General features: G+C 50.9%; 24 protein-coding genes. 18 read left to right on the top strand and 6 right to left on the bottom strand.

Going from position 1 to position 21,265, the window contains the following annotated elements:
* Positions 1-74: 74 nt before the first annotated feature.
* The 3 genes from AC2T0J_RS07875 to envZ all read left to right on the top strand — a co-directional run bounded on the left by AC2T0J_RS07875 (position 75) and on the right by envZ (position 3,523).
* Positions 75-1,331, top strand: a complete 1,257-nt coding sequence (locus tag AC2T0J_RS07875; RefSeq protein ID WP_489809585.1) for an SLC13 family permease — start codon at positions 75-77, stop codon at positions 1,329-1,331.
* 117 nt (positions 1,332-1,448) lie between these two features.
* Positions 1,449-2,174: an osmolarity response regulator transcription factor OmpR gene (gene ompR / locus AC2T0J_RS07870; RefSeq protein ID WP_489809584.1), complete on the top strand. Its 726-nt coding sequence runs from the start codon at positions 1,449-1,451 to the stop codon at positions 2,172-2,174.
* A gap of 8 nt (positions 2,175-2,182) precedes the next feature.
* Positions 2,183-3,523: a two-component system sensor histidine kinase EnvZ gene (gene envZ, locus AC2T0J_RS07865; protein WP_489809583.1), complete on the top strand. Its 1,341-nt coding sequence runs from the start codon at positions 2,183-2,185 to the stop codon at positions 3,521-3,523.
* Here the strand turns inward: envZ and AC2T0J_RS07860 are convergent.
* The 4 genes from AC2T0J_RS07860 to hslR form a co-directional block, all read right to left on the bottom strand.
* Complete coding sequence (locus AC2T0J_RS07860; protein ID WP_489809582.1) at positions 3,520-4,695, bottom strand: MFS transporter; 1,176 nt, start codon at positions 4,693-4,695, stop codon at positions 3,520-3,522. The two genes, envZ and AC2T0J_RS07860, sit on opposite strands and share 4 nt — an antisense overlap.
* 187 nt (positions 4,696-4,882) lie before the next feature.
* Complete coding sequence (locus AC2T0J_RS07855; protein WP_489809581.1) at positions 4,883-5,125, bottom strand: hypothetical protein; 243 nt, start codon at positions 5,123-5,125, stop codon at positions 4,883-4,885.
* A gap of 11 nt (positions 5,126-5,136) precedes the next feature.
* Positions 5,137-6,036 carry an Hsp33 family molecular chaperone HslO gene (gene hslO / locus AC2T0J_RS07850; protein ID WP_489809580.1) on the bottom strand — a complete coding sequence of 300 codons (900 nt, stop codon included), beginning with the start codon at positions 6,034-6,036 and terminating at the stop codon, positions 5,137-5,139.
* A gap of 28 nt (positions 6,037-6,064) precedes the next feature.
* Positions 6,065-6,463, bottom strand: coding sequence for a ribosome-associated heat shock protein Hsp15 (gene hslR / locus AC2T0J_RS07845; RefSeq protein ID WP_489809579.1), 399 nt, complete (start codon positions 6,461-6,463; stop codon positions 6,065-6,067).
* A 139-nt stretch (positions 6,464-6,602) separates the two neighbouring features.
* Between hslR and gspC the strand changes: the two genes are divergently transcribed.
* The 12 genes from gspC (at position 6,603) to AC2T0J_RS07785 (ending at position 17,976) form a co-directional block, all read left to right on the top strand.
* Positions 6,603-7,571: a type II secretion system protein GspC gene (gene gspC / locus AC2T0J_RS07840; RefSeq protein WP_489809578.1), complete on the top strand. Its 969-nt coding sequence runs from the start codon at positions 6,603-6,605 to the stop codon at positions 7,569-7,571.
* Between the two features lie 67 nt (positions 7,572-7,638).
* Positions 7,639-9,675, top strand: a complete 2,037-nt coding sequence (gene gspD, locus AC2T0J_RS07835) for a type II secretion system secretin GspD (protein WP_489809577.1) — start codon at positions 7,639-7,641, stop codon at positions 9,673-9,675.
* Positions 9,672-11,231, top strand: coding sequence for a type II secretion system ATPase GspE (gene gspE, locus AC2T0J_RS07830; protein ID WP_489809576.1), 1,560 nt, complete (start codon positions 9,672-9,674; stop codon positions 11,229-11,231). Before gspD ends, gspE begins: the two co-directional genes overlap by 4 nt.
* A complete protein-coding gene (gene gspF / locus AC2T0J_RS07825) occupies positions 11,231-12,454 on the top strand; it encodes a type II secretion system inner membrane protein GspF (protein ID WP_489809575.1) in 1,224 nt (407 codons plus the stop codon). Before gspE ends, gspF begins: the two co-directional genes overlap by 1 nt.
* A complete protein-coding gene (gene gspG / locus AC2T0J_RS07820; RefSeq protein ID WP_489809574.1) occupies positions 12,454-12,891 on the top strand; it encodes a type II secretion system major pseudopilin GspG in 438 nt (145 codons plus the stop codon). Before gspF ends, gspG begins: the two co-directional genes overlap by 1 nt.
* A 15-nt stretch (positions 12,892-12,906) precedes the next feature.
* On the top strand, positions 12,907-13,569 hold the full coding sequence (gspH, locus tag AC2T0J_RS07815) for a type II secretion system minor pseudopilin GspH (protein ID WP_489809573.1): 663 nt from the start codon (positions 12,907-12,909) through the stop codon (positions 13,567-13,569).
* Entirely contained in the window at positions 13,560-13,946 is a 387-nt protein-coding gene (gene gspI, locus AC2T0J_RS07810) for a type II secretion system minor pseudopilin GspI (RefSeq protein WP_489809572.1), read from the top strand. Before gspH ends, gspI begins: the two co-directional genes overlap by 10 nt.
* Positions 13,946-14,560: a type II secretion system minor pseudopilin GspJ gene (gene gspJ, locus AC2T0J_RS07805; protein WP_489809571.1), complete on the top strand. Its 615-nt coding sequence runs from the start codon at positions 13,946-13,948 to the stop codon at positions 14,558-14,560. Before gspI ends, gspJ begins: the two co-directional genes overlap by 1 nt.
* Complete coding sequence (gene gspK / locus AC2T0J_RS07800) at positions 14,557-15,540, top strand: type II secretion system minor pseudopilin GspK (RefSeq protein WP_489809570.1); 984 nt, start codon at positions 14,557-14,559, stop codon at positions 15,538-15,540. Before gspJ ends, gspK begins: the two co-directional genes overlap by 4 nt.
* Positions 15,540-16,745 carry a type II secretion system protein GspL gene (gene gspL, locus AC2T0J_RS07795; protein WP_489809569.1) on the top strand — a complete coding sequence of 402 codons (1,206 nt, stop codon included), beginning with the start codon at positions 15,540-15,542 and terminating at the stop codon, positions 16,743-16,745. The genes gspK and gspL overlap by 1 nt, the downstream gene beginning before the upstream one ends.
* Positions 16,742-17,218, top strand: a complete 477-nt coding sequence (locus AC2T0J_RS07790) for a type II secretion system protein M (protein WP_489809568.1) — start codon at positions 16,742-16,744, stop codon at positions 17,216-17,218. Before gspL ends, AC2T0J_RS07790 begins: the two co-directional genes overlap by 4 nt.
* Complete coding sequence (locus tag AC2T0J_RS07785; RefSeq protein ID WP_489809567.1) at positions 17,215-17,976, top strand: type II secretion system protein N; 762 nt, start codon at positions 17,215-17,217, stop codon at positions 17,974-17,976. The genes AC2T0J_RS07790 and AC2T0J_RS07785 overlap by 4 nt, the downstream gene beginning before the upstream one ends.
* Before the next feature lie 14 nt (positions 17,977-17,990).
* Here the strand turns inward: AC2T0J_RS07785 and yjjX are convergent, their stop codons facing one another.
* Positions 17,991-18,521: an inosine/xanthosine triphosphatase gene (yjjX, locus tag AC2T0J_RS07780; RefSeq protein WP_489809566.1), complete on the bottom strand. Its 531-nt coding sequence runs from the start codon at positions 18,519-18,521 to the stop codon at positions 17,991-17,993.
* Positions 18,522-18,535: 14 nt separating this feature from the next.
* Positions 18,536-19,222 (bottom strand): GMP/IMP nucleotidase, encoded by a 687-nt coding sequence (gene yrfG, locus AC2T0J_RS07775; RefSeq protein WP_489809565.1) that lies wholly within the window; start codon positions 19,220-19,222, stop codon positions 18,536-18,538.
* A gap of 68 nt (positions 19,223-19,290) precedes the next feature.
* Between yrfG and nudE the strand changes: the two genes are divergently transcribed.
* Genes nudE through AC2T0J_RS07760 form a run of 3 tightly spaced genes read left to right on the top strand, consistent with a single transcriptional unit; the run spans position 19,291 to position 21,261 of the window.
* Positions 19,291-19,863 carry an ADP compounds hydrolase NudE gene (gene nudE / locus AC2T0J_RS07770; RefSeq protein ID WP_489809564.1) on the top strand — a complete coding sequence of 191 codons (573 nt, stop codon included), beginning with the start codon at positions 19,291-19,293 and terminating at the stop codon, positions 19,861-19,863.
* A complete protein-coding gene (cysQ, locus tag AC2T0J_RS07765; RefSeq protein ID WP_489809563.1) occupies positions 19,856-20,674 on the top strand; it encodes a 3'(2'),5'-bisphosphate nucleotidase CysQ in 819 nt (272 codons plus the stop codon). The genes nudE and cysQ overlap by 8 nt, the downstream gene beginning before the upstream one ends.
* Positions 20,675-20,688: 14 nt before the next feature.
* Positions 20,689-21,261 (top strand): YceI family protein, encoded by a 573-nt coding sequence (locus AC2T0J_RS07760; protein WP_489809562.1) that lies wholly within the window; start codon positions 20,689-20,691, stop codon positions 21,259-21,261.
* Positions 21,262-21,265 lie beyond the last annotated feature (4 nt).

The following is a 21,265-nucleotide window of genomic DNA, read 5'->3' as shown; positions in this document are numbered from 1 at the left end:
CATTCACCGTTTAGCCCTTTACTGGCGAGGGTTTCGGCGTAAAATACGGCCACTGAAATTGCGGAACCCCCCATATGATAGATACCATTCTTATTATCCTGGCCGCCCTGGCCCTGCTTGGTGTGATGTTCGAAGAAGTCTTGCACGTGAACAAAGCCAAAATCACCCTATTTTTCGGCACGCTGGCTTGGATGATCTTGTTTATCTCTGCCGACAGTCAGGCTTCTACCGATGCCGTAAACGAAGGCTTGTTACATAACATTACAGAAATCTCCATCCTCTGGTTATTTCTGGTGGCTGCCATGACCTTTGTGGCCTATCTCAACCGCAAGGGCCTGATTGCGAATATGCTTAACCTGGTGATGCCAACCAATATTTCGCTTAAAAAGCTGATGTTGATAACCGCACTGTTCAGTTTTTGTTTTTCTTCGCTGGCCGATAACATTACCGCTACGCTGGTCTCGATTGCCATGGTTTTGTCACTGGGACTGCCATTTAATCAAACCATGCGCTTCGCGGTATTGGTCGTATTCGCGGTCAATTCCGGCGGAGTTTCATTGATTACCGGTGACGTCACAACACTGATGATCTTTATGCAGAAGAAAGTCACTATTACTCAGCTGTTCTGGCTGCTGGTGCCTTCGTTCCTGGCAGTAATGGTACTGACTGGTTTACTTAGCATTGGTATGACCGGCAAGGTAAAGATTCGTAGAACCACCTATGCCACCAACACCATTGACTACGTCATCGCCGGTATCTTCTTAAGCACCATTATCTTAACCCTGATCTTAAACGTGTTATTTGCCATTCCTCCGATGCTGACTTTCCTGGCCGGCATGGCAATTATGTTTCTGGTGGCTAACCAGTTGGGCGAAGATGACGATCAGGATCCCATTATGGATTACATCCGCTATATCGAATTTGATACGCTGCTGTTTTTCCTGGGCGTGTTGTTATTGGTTGGCATGCTGGAGCATATCGAAGCCTTACACTCGCTGCTTTACCTGTATCAGGTCTTCCCGCCGCTGGTGGCAAATTATGTAATGGGCGCAACGTCGGCCTTAATTGATAACGTACCGCTAACGGCCGCCCTGCTTAAAGCCAACATAGGTATGTCGGTGAGTGAATGGATGTTGCTGACTTATGCCGTGGGCGTTGGCGGTTCATTGCTGATAATAGGCTCTGCTGCCGGCATTGTAACGATGAGTAAGGTTAAAGGCCTGAGCTTCGCCCGTTACGGCAAGTACTTCCTGCTCCTGCTGATTGCCTACTCAATTGGCTACGCACTGGTTTATGGCGTGGCCACTTATGTGATGCCCGGCGTTGTCTGAATCAGGCGCCTGACACGCTTTGTAACAATCCGCGTAAGTTCGAAACATTTGAGCACTTTTGTCCGGTATCACTTAGGGTTATAGTGATACCGGAACGCGGTTGTCAGTGAGGCAGAAATGGGTCAGGAAACATCAAAAATATTAGTCGTCGATGACGATATGCGGTTACGTAGCTTGCTTGAGCGCTACCTGGTTGAACAGGGTTTTCAGGTAAGGAGTGCGGCAAATGCCGAGCAAATGGACCGCCTGCTAGAACGTGAAAACTTTCATTTGATGGTGCTTGATCTGATGCTGCCCGGTGAGGATGGCCTGTCTATCTGCCGCCGTATGCGTCAGGCAGAAAGCAAAATGCCAATCATTATGTTAACCGCCAAAGGAGACGAAGTAGACCGCATTATTGGGCTTGAAATGGGTGCTGACGACTACCTGCCAAAGCCATTTAATCCGCGTGAACTGCTTGCCCGGGCTAAAGCCGTTCTGCGTCGTCAGACGCACGAGGCCCCCGGCGCGCCTTCCATGGAAGAACAAATTGTCGAGTTCGGCAGTTACCGGCTAAACCTGGCAACCCGTGAAATGACCGACAACGGCAAATCCCTGTCGCTCACCAGCGGCGAATTTGCGGTTTTGAAATCATTGGTTACACACCCCCGTGAACCGTTGTCCCGCGACAAATTAATGAATCTGGCCAGAGGCCGTGACTATAGCGCCCTGGAACGCAGTATCGACGTGCAGGTATCACGCTTGCGCCGCATGCTGGAGGACGATCCGGCCAATCCACGTTACATCCAGACGGTTTGGGGATTAGGCTATGTGTTCGTGCCGGATGGCGCGGTTGCCCAGTAACTTAACTAGTGCGATTACTTCCTAAAAGCGCCTTTGGCCAAACCGTACTGCTGATTGGCGTTTTATTATTGATCAACCAGGTAGTCTCTTACCTGTCGGTCACCATGTATTTTATTCGGCCCAGTTACGAGCAAATTAACAGTCTGATTGCCACCCAGGCCGCCACACTTAAAACCCACGTGGATGAACTGGACAACCCTGAGTACCTGCGTACTTTAAAAGCACAAACCGGCATTCGCATCTTTACCGATACCGAAGCAAAGGCTGCCAGGCTGGGTCAGGCGACCTTTTATCAGTTTATGTCTGCGCAGGTCACTGAGCAGCTTGAGGAAAAAGCCGAAGTGCGTATTGGTGCGCCCCAGTTTGATCAGCAGTCCACGCCCTACTATGTCTGGATAAAAGTCGCCAGCCTGCCAGACAAATGGATCCGGGTACCGGTATTCGGGTTAAGTGAAGCCAATATCTTCCCGCTAACCCTGTATCTGCTGCTGATTGGTATTTTAAGTGTGGGTGGCGGCTGGCTGTTTGTATTCCGCCTTAACCGGCCATTGAGCGCACTACAGCGTGCAGCTATTAAAGTGGGCAGAGGTCAGTTCCCACCACCGCTGAAAGAAGATGGCACCAGCGAAATGATTGAGGTAACCAAAGCGTTTAACCGCATGAACCAGGGGATCAAGCAGTTAGAACATGACCGCATGGTAATGACGGCGGGGATTTCTCACGACCTGCGGACACCACTCACCCGCATCCGCCTGGCCACCGAAATGTTACCGGAAGATCAGGACTGGGTTAAAGAAGGCATTGTCAGCGATATTGAGGATATGAATGCGATTATTGATCAGTTCATAGAGTATGCCCGGCAGGAACAGCAGGAACGTCAGACTATTGCCAACCTGAATCCGTTAATTACTGAATTATCGGACGCCCGCAATACCAATCAGCAGTTTAATCCATCCCAGGAAGACCGTCAGTCCATTCATCTGGAACTTAACCCTCTACCCAATATTCCGTTGCGGAAAGTGGCCTTAAAGCGGGTACTGGATAATCTGATAGAAAACGCTTTCCGCTATGGTAGTAATCATATCGAAATCACCACTTTCTTCGACAAAAAGCAAAACCGTGTGGTGTGTAAGGTACGTGATTTTGGCCAGGGTATTCCGGAGGATAGTCTGGAAAATGTTTTCCGACCTTTCTCTCAGGGCGACTCAGCCCGTAATTCCGGTGGCTCAGGCCTGGGACTGGCCATTACCAAACGCATTATTGAAATGCATGGCGGGCAGATTAATCTGCGGAATCATCCACAGGAAGGCCTGGTTGCCGAGTTCTGGCTGCCCAGTGAGGGACTTTAACCTTGTTTAATAATGCGGCTGTAAAACCAGGTAGCACTCCATAATAGCACCGCCGACATGGGCACAGACCAGTAAGCCACTTCAATAGAAGCCACCCCGGCCCAGGCGCCGGTGCCAAGCGACACCAGTTGGACGCCCATAGCATTACCAAGAATGGTTATTCCTGATAATAACGGACCTTTTTCGCTGTCGATATTCATGGCGGCGGAGAGGATCAGCGGAAAGAGCCCGCCAAGTCCCAGACCTAACAAGAAGTTACCCAGCATGATCAGCGTAAAGGTATCGCCCAGCTTGGCAATAATGGCACCAGCCAGCAGCATAGTGACCAGCACCACCATCAACCGATGCACGCTAAACCAGCGTAAAAACCAGGCGAAGGTTAACCGACTCAGCGCCATCCCGCCGGTAAAGCCGGCTAATAGCAGGCGCGCGGCATCCCCGTCGAAACCCAAGCCCTGCTGCGCATAACTGACAAACCAGTTAACCGTACCAAATTCCACCGCACCATAACCAAAGCTGGCTGCCGCCAGCAATAAAAACACCGGCTGACGCACGATGGTGGCAAACGCCAAAGTTTGTTTAGGCGCCGACGCCTGCTGCTTCTCTACCGGCAATTTTGCATTGGCATTGCGTACACTGAGGAAGGTAAACAGCGCCAGAATAACCCACAAGCCAGCCAGAAAATGCAGCGGTAAGCGCCAGTTAGCCTGCCACAAAAAGATAAGCGACACATAGAATGACGCTACCAGGGTACCCAGGCTAAACATAAAATCCATAACGCCCATCATGGCAAACCGCTTTTCCACATAGAGTTGGGCGATAACCGTATGGCCAATGGTAATTTTACAGGAGCTCAGCACACCAACAATGAACACAATAACCAGCAATCCCGGCCAGTTTGGCATTAAGGCGGCTATAACGATGAACAGGGCATTGACCAGCGACAAACTGGCAAACAGCGGCAAGAACTCAAATCGCGACGCATACTTGCCACCAATAATCGCGCCCATCATCATGCCCAGTGAAAACAGCGTAAACAACGCGCCACTCACAAAGCTGCTCATGGTCAGCTCTGCGGCCATGCGCGGTAACAGGATCCCCCACATTAGCAACAAGATACCAAGCAGAAAAAAGCCGCTGAAAATAACGGTGGTGGCCAGGGTTCGATTCATTAGTTCTCCGTCAGACGTGTCGATCCGGCATCCAGATAAAAGCCGGCTACGTTAGCAATAGCATCGAATCTGTCGGCGCAGCAATAAGAATTCGTATGCAGCGCGTGATTTCGTTAATAGACTTAACAAATCTGGTAATCACCGCTGCATTCTGATGAAAGACTGAAAAAAGAGTCACTGCACCCGGCTAACGGTGCCCGCGTACCAGACTTTCGAGGCGTGCCAGCTCTTGTTCCAGTGAGTTCGCTGGCATAGCAGTACCCGCCCGGGTATACCAGTAACGGGCATTAAACTCATCGCCTTCAACCCGGTGTAAATAGCCATGGATCAGACAGGAAACTTCATCGCTGTAATCCTGAACCAGTTCGTGAGAGCCATCCCAGTCACCGGCTCTGGCCAGTTCAAGCGCTTTAATATGAAAGTCAGCCATCAATAAACGGTTTATTGCGAGGCTTCAGGTGCGCTGTTATAGCCGCTCTTCAACGCTTCCACATCAATTTCGTCAAAGCGATACTCTGTGTGGCAGTACTGACAGTTCATATTGATTGAGCCTTCTTCTTTAATGATGGCCAGCAGTTCCGTTTTGTCGATGTTACGTAATGCTTCGGCGCTGCGCTCCCGTGAACAGGTGCAGGCAAAGGTCACCGTTTCCGGTGCATACACTTCCACGGTTTGCTCATGATACAGGCGGTACAATACATCCTGAGCAGGTAACGCAAACAGCTCTTCTGCGGTCATGGTTTCGGTTAAGGTGCACAGGTGCTCAAACTCACTGTCGGCAGTGACATTGGTCGCTTCGCTACTGGTTGGCACCACTTGTAAAAACATCCCGGCTACCTTAGGCGCGTCTTTGTCAGCTAAATCAGTGTGGATAAATACGCGGGTTGCTAATTGCTCTGAGCGTTCAAAATAGTCTTCAATACAGCCCGCCAGCGAGCCTTTATCCAGCGCAACAACCCCCTGATAACGTTCCCCTTCGGTAGGCGTAATAGTGATCACCAGTACTGCATTGGCCACCAGATCGGCAAAACTGGCCGCCGATAAATCAGCTTCCTCATCCCAGCGGGCCACGCCACGTAAAGTTTGTTCATGGGTTGCATTGACCACGGCGTAACGTACCTTACCCTGACTTTGAATTTGTAGCCCCACTTCACCCTCAAATTTGAGTGTGGCGGTTAACAAACTGGTGGCAGCGGCCATTTCCGCCAGTAGTTGCTGAATGGCCAGCGGGTAATCGGTACTATGCACGATTGGCTTTAAGGTGTCCTGTAATCTTACCAATTCACCGCGCACGCTGGCATCAGTGAATAAATAACGATGTAACTGATCAAACTGATTCATGGCATTTCCTGTCTTCTCATCAGCGCTATCACTGATGTTTAAATTTAATAAGTTCGCGCCGCTGCTTTTTATCCGGCCGACTCTCTGGTCGTGGATTGTGGAAGCTCTGCATTTTGCGTGCTTGCTGATTTTCTTCGCGTTTGGCCACACTTTCCGGCGTCTCTACATATAATAGCTGAGCGTCTTTGGCTGGCAGACGTTTTTCAGCAACGCCCTGTACTACCAGTTCTTTCACGTCCCAGCCAGCGGGTATCCGAATAACTGCGCCGGGCTCAACAATTTTACCAGGCTTGCTTTTTTGCCCGTTGTAGTGAACTTTTCCGGCCTGAATCAGGTCTCTTGCCAGTGCACGGGTTTTGGTTAACCTCGCTGCCCAGAGCCATTTGTCTAGCCGGACCTTTAGTTCATTGGTTACATCATTAGCCATCGGTTCATCTCATGCGTGTAATTACTAAACTGTAATATAATTTTAACCTGAGCGGATTAATGTTGTTGCCCCCGCGCAGACTAAGCTATGATGGGAGCGTTTTTTCGCGGTTATTTGTTCACCAATTAGTTGTTTTCAGATGATATTAAATCAAGCCAGATTACAAAGTTTACCGGCCTTATTTAACACCCACCAATCGCGCATTCGACTCGCGGTGGTGGTGTTATTGTGCCTGTATCTCATCGCTTTCGCTGCTGAAATCACCTGGAAACTAATCCCCGAGCCAGATAGCAATGCCAGCCTTGCCGGGCTTAACACCGCAAGTACCCGCCCTGCTGGTTCGTTGTCAAACTCCCAAAGTGGGGTCGACATTAATCAAATACAACGCCTGAACTTATTTGGCGAGGTAAATAAAGCTCCACCACCGCCAGTCCAGGAAACTATAACCGACGCACCGGAAACTCAGCTTAATCTGGTACTGTCCGGTGTGGTATCGACCAGTGCTGAAGATCAGGGTACCGCCATCATTGAAAACCGCGGCAAACAGGCAACCTACGCCATTGGCGAAAAAATTGACGGTACGAATGCCACGCTTTCTCAGGTGCATACTGACCGCGTCATTATTAAAAATGGTGGTCGCCATGAAACCCTGATGCTCGATGGCCTGGATTTTACCAAGCGCCACGCTGCACAACAATCACCGGCTACCGGCAGGATTACCCGGGGTAGTAATCAGAACAGTGCAACCATGGGTAGAATTGATAACAGCCCGCAGCCGGCTCGCGAGTTAAGTGACGAAGCCGTTGCTGCTACCGAGGCGCTGCGTGAAAGCCCATCCAGCTTTATTGATTTTATTACCGTTACCCCAGCACTCGAAGGCGGCCAGATGGCCGGCTACAAAGTGAAGCCGGGTAAGAACCCCAGCTTATTCGAGTCGGTGGGATTACAAAACGGTGACATTGTGATTCAGATAAACGGCTTGGACTTAACCGATCCCGCTCAGGCCAGAGAAGCCATGGGTGAATTAAGAACAGCGCAGTCCATCGAGCTAACGGTGACCCGCGAAGGTGAGTACATTACACTGTATCTGGACATGCCAGAGCAATAATTTAAGCAAGTAAAACACTAAACAGGAATAAAACATGAGGCGAGTTGGTCGAACCTGGTTGACCCGAATGAGCGTAGCAATCTGCACCACACTGTTGTGTGTGCAGGCAGCGGCAATCGATCGTATGCCCAAATTTCAGGATACGGATATCAACGAATTTATTACGATTGTTGGTCAGAACCTGCAAAAAACCATCATTGTTGACCCCAACGTGCGAGGTAAAATCAGTGTTATCAGCTACGACATGCTTAATGAAGAACAATATTATCAGTTCTTCTTAAATGTATTGCAGGTGTACGATTTTGCGGTGGTTGAAATGCCCAACGGCATTTTAAAGGTAGTCCGCTCTAAAGACGCCAAAACCTCCAACATTCCGGTGGTTGAAAACGCCAATCTCGACGGAGATGAAATGATCACCCGGGTTATCCCGGTGTACAACGTACCGGTACGTGAACTGGCCCCCATCTTACGTCAGCTCAACGATCAGGCCGGTGGTGGTAACGTAGTTAGCCACGACCCGTCGAATGTGATGATGCTCACTGGCCGTGCCGCCGTAGTAAACCGTTTAGTAGAAATTATTGAGCGGGTAGACCGCGCCGGTGACGAAGAAGTCGACATTGTAAAGTTGCAATACGCTTCAGCTTCTGAAATGGTGCGCATCATTGAGAGCATCAATAAATCTCAGGGCAAACAGGCTGCAGGCGGTAAAAGTGAACCCCGCGTGGTGGCCGATGACCGCACCAACAGCATCATTGTAAGCGGCGATTCCAAAGCCCGCAAACGTCTGATTAACCTGGTACAACGTATGGACCAGGAGCTCGAAACCAACGGTAATACCCGGGTTATCTTCCTCAACTATGCCAAAGCCGAAGATCTGGTAAAAGTCCTGCAGGGCGTGAGCGACAGTATTCAGGCCGAAGAAACCGCCGGTGCAGGCAACGCCAGACGTACTTCGTCTAACCGTAATGTCAGTATCGATTCTCATGAAGACTCCAACGCACTGGTGATCACCGCAGAGCCAGACATGATGCGTTCGCTGGAAGAAGTGATCCGACAGCTCGATATTCGCCGTGCGCAGGTCCAGGTAGAAGCGATCATTGTAGAAATGTACGAGGGCGACGGAACATCACTGGGTATGCAATTTGTCTCAGAAGCCGGTGGCGGTACGCAGTTTAATAATGGTGTGGTACCGGTCGGCGCGCTGGGCGTAGCCTTGCGTCAGGCCGAAGATCGAACTGTCACCCGCTCTACCACCTCCGCGAACGGTGTGCCGGTAGAAACGAAGGAAACCATCGAAGGTAACCTTACGCCCTTGGCCAGCCTGCTTGGCAGCGCCAATGGTTTGATTGCCGGCATTGTGGAAAATGGCTGGGGAGCAGTTATTCAGGCTGTTAGCAACGACACCAATTCCAATGTACTGGCCACCCCGCACTTAACCACCATGGACAACGAAGAGGCCTTCTTTATTGTGGGTCAGGAAGTGCCCATTATTACCGGCCAGACCACCGGCGCCAATAACTCGAATCCTTTCCAGACCGTCGATCGCCAGGAAGTGGGTATCAAGCTGCAGGTCACCCCGCAAATTAACGAAGGTAACGCCATTCAGCTGACCATAGAGCAGGAAGTGTCCAGCGTTTCCGGTGCTACCGCTGTAGACATCTCCATCAACAAACGCCAAATCAAAACCACGGTGATTGTGGATGATGGCGGCACCATTGTGCTGGGCGGCCTGATTGATGAAGACATTCAGGAAAGTGAATCAAAAGTACCGCTGCTTGGCGATATCCCGATTCTTGGCCACTTGTTCAAGTCCACCAGCAGTAGTAAACGCAAAACCAACCTGATGGTTTTTCTGCGCCCTAAAATCATTCGTGACGGTGTCACCATGAATGAAATCAGCAAGCGCAAATACAATTATATTCGTGCTGAACAGCTTGAACGTCAGTCACGTGGCGTCTCGTTAATGCCGCGCACCGAAACCCCGGTTTTACCTGACTGGAATGAAAGCCTGGCGCTGCCACCGACCTATGAAGATTATCTCAAGCGTCGCGAAGAGGAAGAGGCCCAGCAAAAAGCTAAACAAGCCCAGGAAGGCAACGAATGAGCGCCGAAGCTAAACAGTCCGAACTCACCGATTCAGTAGCCAGCGTGGCTGCTGAATCGGCAGAAGAGTTGTTACCGGAAGAAGCGGTAGACGATCAACAGTTACCCTTTGGTTTTGCCAAGCGGCACAAAGTATTGCTGGAGCTGAATCAGGAGCCGGCGTTGCTCTATCACACCAGCGACACGCCACTGGATATCTTCAGCGAAGTCCGTCGTTATCATGCCGGAGCCTTGCTCTTAAAAGAGCTGCCGCAAGACCAGTTTGAGCCGTTGTTAACCCAGGCTTATCAACGGGATTCATCGGCAGCCAAACAATTAATGGAAGATCTCGGCAACGAGAGCGATTTATTTTCATTGGCCGAAGAACTGCCCGACACTGAAGACCTGCTCGACAGCGAAGACGATGCCCCCATTATCAAACTCATCAACGCCATGTTGGGTGAAGCGATTAAAGAGGGCGCCTCGGATATTCATATCGAAACCTTTGAAAGCCAACTGGTGGTGCGCTTTCGGGTGGACGGCGTACTGCGCGAAATTCTGCGGCCAAACCGTAAACTGTCTTCCATGCTGGTCTCCCGAATTAAGGTAATGGCAAAACTGGATATCGCCGAAAAACGCGTGCCCCAGGATGGTCGTATTACGCTGCGTATTGCCGGCCGTGCCGTTGACGTACGGGTATCTACCTTACCTTCCAGCCATGGTGAGCGGGTAGTACTGCGTTTACTCGACAAAAATAATGCGCGACTGAACTTAGCGGATCTGGGCATGACCCAGGCGAACCGCGACCACTTCTCTACCTTAATTCGTAAACCACACGGTATTATTCTGGTCACCGGGCCAACCGGTTCCGGTAAAAGTACCACGCTGTATGCTGGCCTGACCGAAATTAATTCTAAAGACCGCAATATCATGACGGTGGAAGATCCCATCGAATTTGATTTGCAGGGTATAGGTCAGACCCAGGTTAACCCAAGGGTAGAAATGACCTTTGCCCGTGGTCTTCGAGCCATTCTTCGTCAGGATCCGGATGTGGTCATGGTGGGGGAAATCCGCGACATCGAAACCGGCCAGATTGCCGTGCAGGCCAGTTTAACCGGCCACCTGGTATTATCGACTCTGCACACCAATACCGCAGCGGGCGCCATTACCCGTCTCGAAGATATGGGGATCGAACCATTTCTGCTATCGTCGAGTTTGCTGGCGGTGTTGTCACAGCGTCTGGTGCGGACATTATGCCCGGAGTGTAAAACGCCTCACGCGCCCGGCGAACAGGAAGCGCAAATCCTTGGCGTAAATGACCCCGCCGGAGTGGTGATCTATTCACCCAAAGGGTGCGCAGCCTGTAATCAAACCGGATATCGCGGCCGTACCGGTATTCATGAACTGCTTATTGTGGATGAAGCCGTACGCACCATGATGCATGAAGGCAAGGGTGAGCAGGCTATTGAGAAATATATTCGCCAGACCACCCCAAGCATTCGTGAAGACGGTTGCCATAAAGTACTCAGCGGACAAACGTCGCTGGAAGAAGTGCTGCGGGTTACCCGGGAGGATTAATGGCCGCTTTTGCATTCAAAGCCATTGCCGCCAACGGGCGCAATAAAAGTGGTGTTCTGGAAGGCGATAACGCCCGGCAAATCCGCCAGCAACTACGCGAAAAAGGCATGGTGCCACTGGAAGTAGAGCAGGTCGCCGAAAAAAGCGCCAAACAGTCTTCCTCAGGATTTCAGCTGTTTCGCCCGCGTATATCCGCCAGTGACTTATCACTACTCACACGCCAGCTTGCTACCCTGGTTGAATCGGCGTTGCCCATTGAGGAAGCGCTACTGGCCGTTGCCGAGCAAAGTGAAAAGCCACGCCATAAAAACATGATGATGGCAGTACGCAGCCGCGTGGTAGAAGGCTACACCCTGGCCGACGCGCTCAGCGAATTCCCCAGCGTGTTCGACGACTTATACCGCGCGATGGTAGCGGCCGGCGAAAAATCAGGACACCTGGATACCGTATTAAATCGCCTGGCCGACTATACCGAACGTCGTCAGCAAACCCGCAGCCAGGTTATTCAGGCCTTGATTTATCCTGCTATCATGATGTTTTTCGCCATGATGATTGTGGTGGTATTGCTTACCGTAGTGGTACCTAAAATTGTTGGCCAGTTTGACCATATGGGTCAGGACCTGCCCACCATTACCACCGTACTTATAGCCATTAGTGAGTGGATGCAAAACTACGGGCTTTATTTGCTGATAGCCATTATGTTGCTTATCGTAGTGTTCCAGCGCCTGATTCAGAAGCCGGTAGTTCGCCTGCGCTATCATCGGGCTCTGCTTAAGGTCCCCATGATTGGTAAGGTTTCAAGAGGGCTCAATACCGCGCGCTTTGCGAGAACTCTGAGTATTCTGACAGCCAGTGCGGTGCCGCTGCTTGAGTCCATGCGGATCTCTACGGATGTGCTGCAAAACCTGTATATAAAAGAACGTATTGCCGAAGCGGCAGTGCATGTAAAAGAAGGATCCAGCCTGCGAGCTGCACTGGATAATACCCGGATATTTCCACCGATGATGATGCATATGATTGCCTCGGGTGAGCGCTCGGGTGAGCTACAACAGATGCTTGGCAGGGCTGCCGATAATCAGGACAGGGAATTTGAGTCACTTATTAGTGTCTCACTAAAGGTGTTCGAACCTTTGCTCATTGTAACAATGGCAGGCGTGGTGTTATTTATCGTCATGGCCATTATCCAACCAATTCTGGCATTAAATAATATGGTGAATGTGTAATGAAAATGCTTAAAAGACAGTCGGGATTCAGCTTAATCGAAATTATGGTGGTGCTGTTAATCATTGGTATCCTTGCTTCCATGGTGGCACCACAAATCCTCGGCAATCAGGAAGAAGCGCAGCTTAAAAAAGCCGCCGTGGATATTCAGCAGTTGGAAAGTGCACTGGAAATGTACAAGCTCAAGAGCAACCGCTTCCCCACCACAGAGCAAGGCCTTGATGCACTGATAACCGCCCCCACACTGGACCCTATTCCGCGTAACTACCCGGCAGATGGCTATATCAAACGTTTACCGGATGATCCATGGGGTAACCCCTATGTGCTGATCAGCCCCGGTGAAATGGGCACTATTGATATCTTTTCCAATGGCCCTGATGGTGAGCCCGGCACCGATGATGATATTGGTAACTGGAACATCAACGATTACCTGAACTAAGGAACTACGCTGTTTATGCGTGCTCCAGGCCGTCGCCGGTTCAGCTTCGCTTTAGCATCGTTGGCGGCCAGCCGCCAGCGCGGCTTTACGCTGCTCGAAGTGATGCTGGTGTTACTGCTAATGGGTCTGGCTGCCGGTTATGTCATTTTTAATGCTTTCTCCACCGACCCGACAGAACAACTGGAACGCGAAGCGCGGCGACTACAGGTGGTTATCGACATGGCCAGCGATTACGCGGTGCTCAATCAGCAACAACTGGGTATTTTTATTGATCAGGAAAACCGTACCTATAGTTTCATGCAACTCAACGAAGAAGACGAGTGGCAATTTATAGAAGGCAATACCCTGTATGAGCCGGTAACGCTCAGTGAGCCATTCTTTTTTACCCTCAATCTGGATGATTTGCCCTGGCAAACCGAAGACCGGCTGTTCGACCGTGAAATGTTCGACAGCTCACTGAGTGTTAATGAACAGGATATTGAAATTGGCGAGGAAGAAGCACCGCCGCCCCCACCACAAATTCTTATCATGTCGAGCGGTGAGATCACCCCTTTCAGTCTGGTATTTCATTATGAGCCAGAGTTTACCAACGACCTGCCAGCTTATTACGTTTTGAACTGCCAGGACATGCCACCGCTGGAATTACTCGGCCCATTGGAGCGACCAGAATGGGATTGATTTACAAGCAACGGGGCATGACATTACTGGAAGTAATGGTCGCACTGTTTATCTTTGCGATGACCGGCGGCGCCATTATGAAAGCCGCTTCAGAACACCTTAGCGGTGTTGGCCAGATTGAAGAAATCACCATTGCCACCTGGGTGGCCAACAATCACCTGAATGACATTCAGTTAGAACGACCCTGGCCACTCAAAAACAACCTCAAAGGTGAGGCCGAAATGGCCGAACGCACCTGGTACTGGAAACAGGTCGTCAAGGATACCGGTGATAGCGACTTTAAAGCGGTAGAAGTCAGTGTCAGCCTTGACGCAGATTTCAACGACACAATCACCACGGTGATCACTTACTTTGCCAAACCCGCGGAGAACAGCTAATGCGCACCCGCGGTTTTACCCTGATCGAAATTTTAATCGCCATGGCGATTTTCGCCATGTTGGGGCTGGCTTCAACGGCGCTGCTTTCTACGGTTATCGACAGCGACGAAATTTCCAGTGAAAAGTTTGCCAGATTACAACAGTTGCAACGCTTTATGCTGATCCTCGAACGGGATGTGCAACAGGCGGTGCCACGGGCTGTGCGTATGGAGGGGCAGAACAACAGCATAGTAATGCGCGGCGGCGAAGAAACCGACGATAGTGACGCGGGCGGGCTGGCTTTTGTGCGTGGCGGCTGGCACAACCCCAAACTCGCTCTGCCGCGCAGCACATTACAAGGCGTTGCATATCGCCTGCGGGAAAACAAACTCGAACGTCTCAATACCGTGTATGTAGACAGTGTGCTTGGCACCGAACCAAAAATCAGGGAGCTCCTCGACAACGTGACAAACTTTACCGTTGAGTTTAATACCGGCGGCAGTGAGTCAGGCGAAACGGCCTGGCATGACAGTTACATTGGCGAAACACTGCCAAGGGGAATTCGTATTACCATTACCCTGGCCGATATGGGCGAAATCCAGCGCGTCTTTGCGCTGACGGAGCAACCGTTATGAGACTAAGCAGACAACGCGGTGCAGCGCTGTTGATTGTGCTGATGGTAGTAGCCCTGGTGGCTATCCTTGCTTCAGAAATGGGTGCCAGACTGCAGCTTCAGGTACAACGTGCCAGTAATATCAAAAGCAGCAACCAGGCCTACTGGTATGCCCAAAGCGCTGAAGAGTATGCGCGCCTGTCACTGGTAACGCTGATGGAAGAAACCGGCGATAAAATCACCCTGAATCAGCCCTGGGCCCAGGAGTTCGAATACCCCATGGAAGAAGGTGGTATCAGCGTTACTCTGGAAGATATGCAAAGTTGTTTTAATCTCAACGCATTGCCTAACGCCAACCAGACCAATGTAAACGGTCAGCAGCCTACCGAGGCCATGAATGCGTTTGCCCGCTTGTTGCAGCTTGTCAATGAAGAAATACCCAGCTTTACGATAGATACGGTGCGGGATTCTCTGGCAGACTGGCTCGATAGTGACGATCGCATGCGCATTTATGGCGCCGAAGACAGTGAATACGCCTCCCGCGCTTTCCCCTACCTGGCCGCTAACGGGCAGATGAGCAGTCAGTCGGAATTACGCCTGATTAACGGTGTGGAAGCCGAGTGGCTGGACGATCTGCTGCCACAGGTTTGTGTTATTCCCGGTAATGATCAGTTAGTGATTAATGTAAACACCCTGAGTGAGGAACGCGCGCCGGTACTGGCCGCTTTAACCGGACTGAGTCTGTCGCAAGCCTCCTCGATAATCGCCGCCCGCCCGCTGGACGGCTGGGATGATGTTAGCACCTTTTTAGCCGAACCGGATATTGCAGCGTTGAATTTGCAGCCGGAACAAACTCAATGGTTTAGTGTGACCACAGAGTATTTTATTTTACATACCAAGAGCCGTTACAATGAAGCAACGTTTGCCATGACAACCGTGTTAAACGCCGCTTTATCAGGCAAAATAGCGGTATTGCGCCGCGAATTTGGAGTCATAAAGTAATGGAACAGTTAGTTGTTAGGCTGGGTACTAACCTGCACGACCCCGTGCATTGGGTAGTCTGGTCTGCCCCAAGCCAGGATGTGATTGCCAGCGGCGAATTAGCCGGTGCCGATGCACTGATAAGCCTTGGCGAGCGCACCAGTTTGCGCAGAGCAATCGTGCTGGTCCCTGGCGCGGATGTGCGACTGTGCAACGTTACCCTGCCTGGCAAGGTCAACCGTAAATTACAAAACGCGATTCCGTTTATGCTGGAAGACGAGTTGGCTGAAGATATCGGCGAACTGTTTTTTGCCATGGGCCCGTCCCGTGGTACCGAACAATCCGTGGCCATCGTCAGTCACCGCCAAATGGTAAAATGGCAGGGCTGGCTGGAAGATGCCGGATTTACCGCTGATGCGATACTGCCCGATATACTGGCGCTTCCCCTGCAGGACGATGACCAATGGGTAGCGCTGACACTCGGCGAACAATTAATTGTTCGCCAGGGGCCATGGCAAGGTATGCAGGGAGATCAGGCGTTTCTTACCGGGGTCCTTGCCTTACAGGCTAAAACCCAACCCGAGCCGGTTAGCCTGAACGCTCTCACCGACATCGATCTTCACACGCTACCGAATATTCATCAGCAAGTACATAACGACGACGTGCCTGCCATTGGCGTGCTGGCAAAGCACGTTGGGAAAGCATCCTTCAATTTACTACAAGGGCAATACAAGCCGAAAAAACAACATAATCAGGTTTGGCAGGTCTGGCGCGTACCACTCGTTTTACTCGCTCTGGTGGTTGTTTTAACCATCGGCGATAAAACTCTCAGGCTTAATCAACTGCAACAGCAAAATGCGGAGCTGACTGCCCAAATCGACAGACTGGTTAAGCAAGGTTTTCCGGACATCGGTACCTACCGCAACGTACGCCTGAAAGTGCAACAGGAGATGCAACGCCTGGAACAATCCGGTGACGGCAGTTCGCTGCTGGTTATGCTCTCGCAATTAAATACGGCTTTCGCCACGTCGAGTATCACGCCGCAAACATTGCGTTTTGATGCCAACCGCACCGAAATTCGCATGCAGGCGCAGGGCAAGGATTTTAACGCACTGGATACGTTTAAGCGGAGTGCCGAAGCAGCCGGTTTTGTGGTGGAGCAAGGCGCCATTAACAATCGCGACGATGCCGTGATTGGCACAATGAATATCCGGGGAGCCTCATGAACGCTTTAAAACAAAAGTTTACCGCTCTCACAGAACGGGAACAGCGCCTGGTGGTGCTATCAGGGCTGGTCATTTTACTGGGTATTTTTTACTGGGGGCTGTGGTCTCCACTTAATCAGAGTATCAGTCAGCAGAACCAGTTACTGGAAAGTAATAAAAAGCTAATTACCTGGGTAGAAGAACAAAGTCAGAAAGCGGCTCAGCTTCGTCGTACCCAATCAACCCCAAAACGTGTTTCGGGTTCACTACCACAACTGGTCACCAGCACCAGTGGTAACCACTCACTGTCTATATCCCGCATGCAACCACAAGGTGATGAAATTCAGGTATGGATAGACGAAGCGCCCTTCAACAGCCTGCTTGGCTGGCTCAATGAATTAGAAACACGAGGCATTGTGATTGAGCAGCTTGATGTGGCTGAAGCCAATGCGCCGGGAATGATAAAAGTCAGACGGTTGGTACTTACAAAATGATGGCAATTAACTGGCGCTGGCTGTTAGCCGGCCTCTTTTTTTACTTGTGTTTACTGATTGCTTACCTGCCAGCGTCACAGGTGGTTAGCCGAATCAACCTGCCAGCCAACGTTAAGGTTGGCAACGTGCAGGGTACCCTGTGGCAGGGCGAGGTCGATCGGCTTGTCGTCAATAATATTCCGGTTAATCAGTTAAGCTGGGATATATCGCCCTGGGCATTGTTCACCGGCCAGCTGGCAGTGGAACTCGATGCGGGTAACATGCGAGACCCAGCGTCGATTGCTTTCAACGGACCGGTTAGCGTGAGCCTGTTTGATTTTCAGGCGGTGTCAGCCGAGGACTTTTTACTGTACTTACCGGTTGATCGGGTGCTGTCTGAAGTGCAATTACCGCTGCCGGTAAATGCCGGCGGTCGGTTTCGGGTTAATATCGAAGATCTGGCATATTCCGCTCAGGGTTGCGACCAGATGATGGCCTATGGCGACTGGTTAAACGCTCGCGTTGCCGGTACGCAGGGGCCCATCGAGCTGGGCACCTTTTCGGCGCAAATCCGTTGTCAGGACGAGCAAATTGTGATTAATGTTGAAGAGCCTAACGCCTTCGGATTGAGCATGCGAGCCTCAGCCCGTCAGGATTTTTCTGGTTTATCCGTAAAAGGGCAGTTCAGACCCGACCCATCACTGCCGCAGGAAGTGCACGAGGCAGCACTATTTTTTGGTCGCCCGGATGCCAATGGCTATACCCAGTTTGAGCTTTAATCCGAGCTTTAGCTTCAATCTGTGTACAGCGGCAAAAAGTTAAATTTGGCCATGGTCAGTATAATAGCCAGCTCATAAACACTCTGGCGGGTGGCCAGATGATGGGTTAATAAGCCAATAGCGCCACCTTTTTGTTTGATATTGTGCGTATCAAACAGTTTATCCATCACATCGCCAAGTTCCTCCCCGGCAGACAATGAAGCATAGACCGACTCTGGCAACGGCAGGTTAGCACTGCGGCCCACCGACCATTGCTCGCCGTTACAGATTGCCACGTAGGCAAAAGTGGCAGGGCCGTCGGTAAAGTTATCCACGCCACCTTCAATCGCCACATACCAATTGGCCTGATGGCCAGCCAGACAGGCTTTTACCCGGTTTACCGCTCCCAACCGCGTTTCCGCCTCAGTCATAGGCTGGTCGGCCACCAGGCTTGGTGCGTCGACGCCAACCACCTCAACATCATCCGCCGTCCCTAAGACCTGCTGCAGGGCTACTCGGGTAGCATTCACTTTCACCGGATTCTTAGAGCCAACAACTACTTTCATTACACCGTTTCCGTTTATGCGTTTTCAAAGGGGTGATTAATAATATCAGCAATGAGAGTGCGATAATCACTGATCGCCGGGTAGCCTTCGATTTCACGGTGGGGCTGCTTGCTGTCGGGGTTTTTCACTGCCAATACATGCTTAATGCCAAAGGTCTTTGCTGCCTCCAGAATATTGAGGCTGTCATCAACAAAGAGCGTGGTAGCCGGGTCGAAGCCCAACCGCGCCTGCAAGGCCCGCCACAGCTCCTGAGACTCCTTGGTAACGCCAAATTCGTGCGTAGAAATCAGCGTATCAATATGCGAATCGAGTTTGGTGTGCTCCACTTTCAAAGATAAGCTCCCCGGATGTGCGTTGGTCACCAGCACCACTTCGCGACCACTGTTATGCAGGGCATCCAAAAAGGGCAGGGTATCGTCGCGCATGGCAATGAGGTGCTCAATTTCTCGTTTGGCCGCCACAATATCCATATCCAGATGCTTTGCCCAGTAATCCAGGCAGTACCATTCAATACGGCCACTTACCCTTGCATAATGCCCATGCATTTCTTCGCGGCACTCTGCCAGCGAACGGCCACTTTTCTCAGCCAGCTTTTTAGGTAAGTGCTCCAACCAGAACTGATTATCGAAGTGCAGGTCCAGTAAGGTGCCGTCCATATCCAGTAGGACAGTATTGATTTCGTTCCAGGGCAGAAATGGCAAGCGCTTTTCCTCTAAATACGTTAACCTTAAGTTTGATAATATGATAACGAAAGACTGACCCAAACAACATGAGCAATATCGATAAGGACAAAACGCTTCCGCAGATCCACCAGCGCGAAATCGTGGCTGAAAGCCGCTTTTTCAGGGTTGAGCGTGTGGACCTGGAATTTACCAATGGCGCAACTCGTCAGTTTGAACGGATGGCAGGCTATAGCCGTGGGGCAGTAATGATCGTTGCTGTGCAGGATGGCGACTTTCTGCTGGTCAGAGAGTATGCGGCCGGTACCCATACTTACGAACTGGGGTTTCCCAAAGGTCTTATCGATCAAGGTGAAAGTATTTTAGAAGCGGCGAACCGTGAGCTGAAAGAAGAAGCCGGCTTTGGTGCCAGAGAACTCGAGGCTATCCATAAAGTGAATATGGCACCTACGTTCTTTAACGCCCAGATGAATATTGTTATCGCTCACGATTTATACCCCGAAAGTCTGCCTGGCGACGAGCCGGAACCGCTTGAGCTGGTGCGCTGGCCAATTGCCCGGGCCGACGAGCTGCTGGCTCGCGAAGACTTTATTGAAGCGCGCTGTATCGCTGCACTGTTTCTTGCTCAAAAGTGGTTAAAGGAGCATCCGGACCATGCCTGATAATTCTGATCATGATTTGCTACAGATAGCCAAAGACGCCGCTCTAACGGCTGGCGAAGCCATTATGCGGTTGTATGATGTTGGCGATTTCGAAAGCTACCAGAAAGCCGACGAATCACCGGTCACCAGCGCCGATTACAAAGCCAATGAAATTATCACCGAATATTTAACCCGACTGTCACCGGATATCCCAATCCTTTCGGAAGAAACCAAACACGCCAGTCTGGAAGAACGCAAAACCTGGAAGCGTTACTGGTTAATCGATCCGATTGACGGCACCCAGGAATTTATCGCACGCAGCGGCGACTTTGCCGTGAATATCGCGCTGATTGAAGACAACAAGCCTAAGATAGGGGTGATTTTCTGGCCGCCCGGGCAAAGCCTGTATTACGCTCTGGCAGGACATGGTGCCTTTAAAGACTCACCGGAAGCCAGCGGGCCAATCAGCGTGCGTAAGCTGGATGATCCGCACAACAGCGTGGTGATCCTGGCCATTAGCCGTCGTCAACCGCGGGAACGGGTGATCTCTAAATTATGTGCCAAGCGGGTATATCAGACCCTGCCATTAGGCAGTTGCTCGTTGAAATCCTGCTTTATTGCCGAGGGTAAAGCCGACGTCTTCATGCGTTTGGGTGTCACCGGCGAGTGGGACACCGGCGCATCTCAGTGCATTGTTTCGGAAGCGGGCGGTGCCATCTATGCTGCTGATTTTGAGCCACTTAGCTACAATCAGCGTAATACGTTAGAGAACCCGGATTTTATTGTTCTGGGCGATCAAAATGTGCCGTGGCGGGACATTATTCAATATTAGGGAGTAAGTGTTTTATGCTTAAGCAATCATTAGTTCTTCTCAGCAGTTTACTGGTAGCACCGGCCTTCGCCGACTGGACAGTTGCACCTGAGCAATCCAGCCTGCACTTTATGTCGACCAAAAATGCCCAGGTAACCGAGGTACATGCCTTCGAAGAGCTCTCCGGCTCAGTGTCAGACAGCGGTAAACTGATGATTGAGGTGCCACTTAGCTCAGTCAATACCAACATTCCTATCCGCAACACGCGGATGCAGGAAAAGCTGTTTAACGTGGCGAAGTTTCCAGCCGCCATCTTTACCGCCGATGTACCCGCTGACTTAATGAATCTTAAAGCAGGCAGCAGCACTATGGCGAAAGTAGATGGCACACTGTCGCTGCACGGTGTGGAAGCACCGGTCAGCTTTAACGTTAGTGTAAGCAAGGTGTCTGCCGATACCATGGTAGTGAGCACGGTATCTCCTACCCTGATTGGTGCCGAAACCTTTGGTTTAACGGCTGGTCTCGACATGCTGCAAGACATTGCAGGCTTAAAGAGTATTACTCAGTCGTCCCCGGTAACCTTTTCTGTGACCTTTGAAATGGAATAAGTCT

Source organism: Alteromonas sp. ISO5, from assembly GCF_058105165.1.
This window is presented reverse-complemented; position numbering and strand designations above follow the sequence as displayed.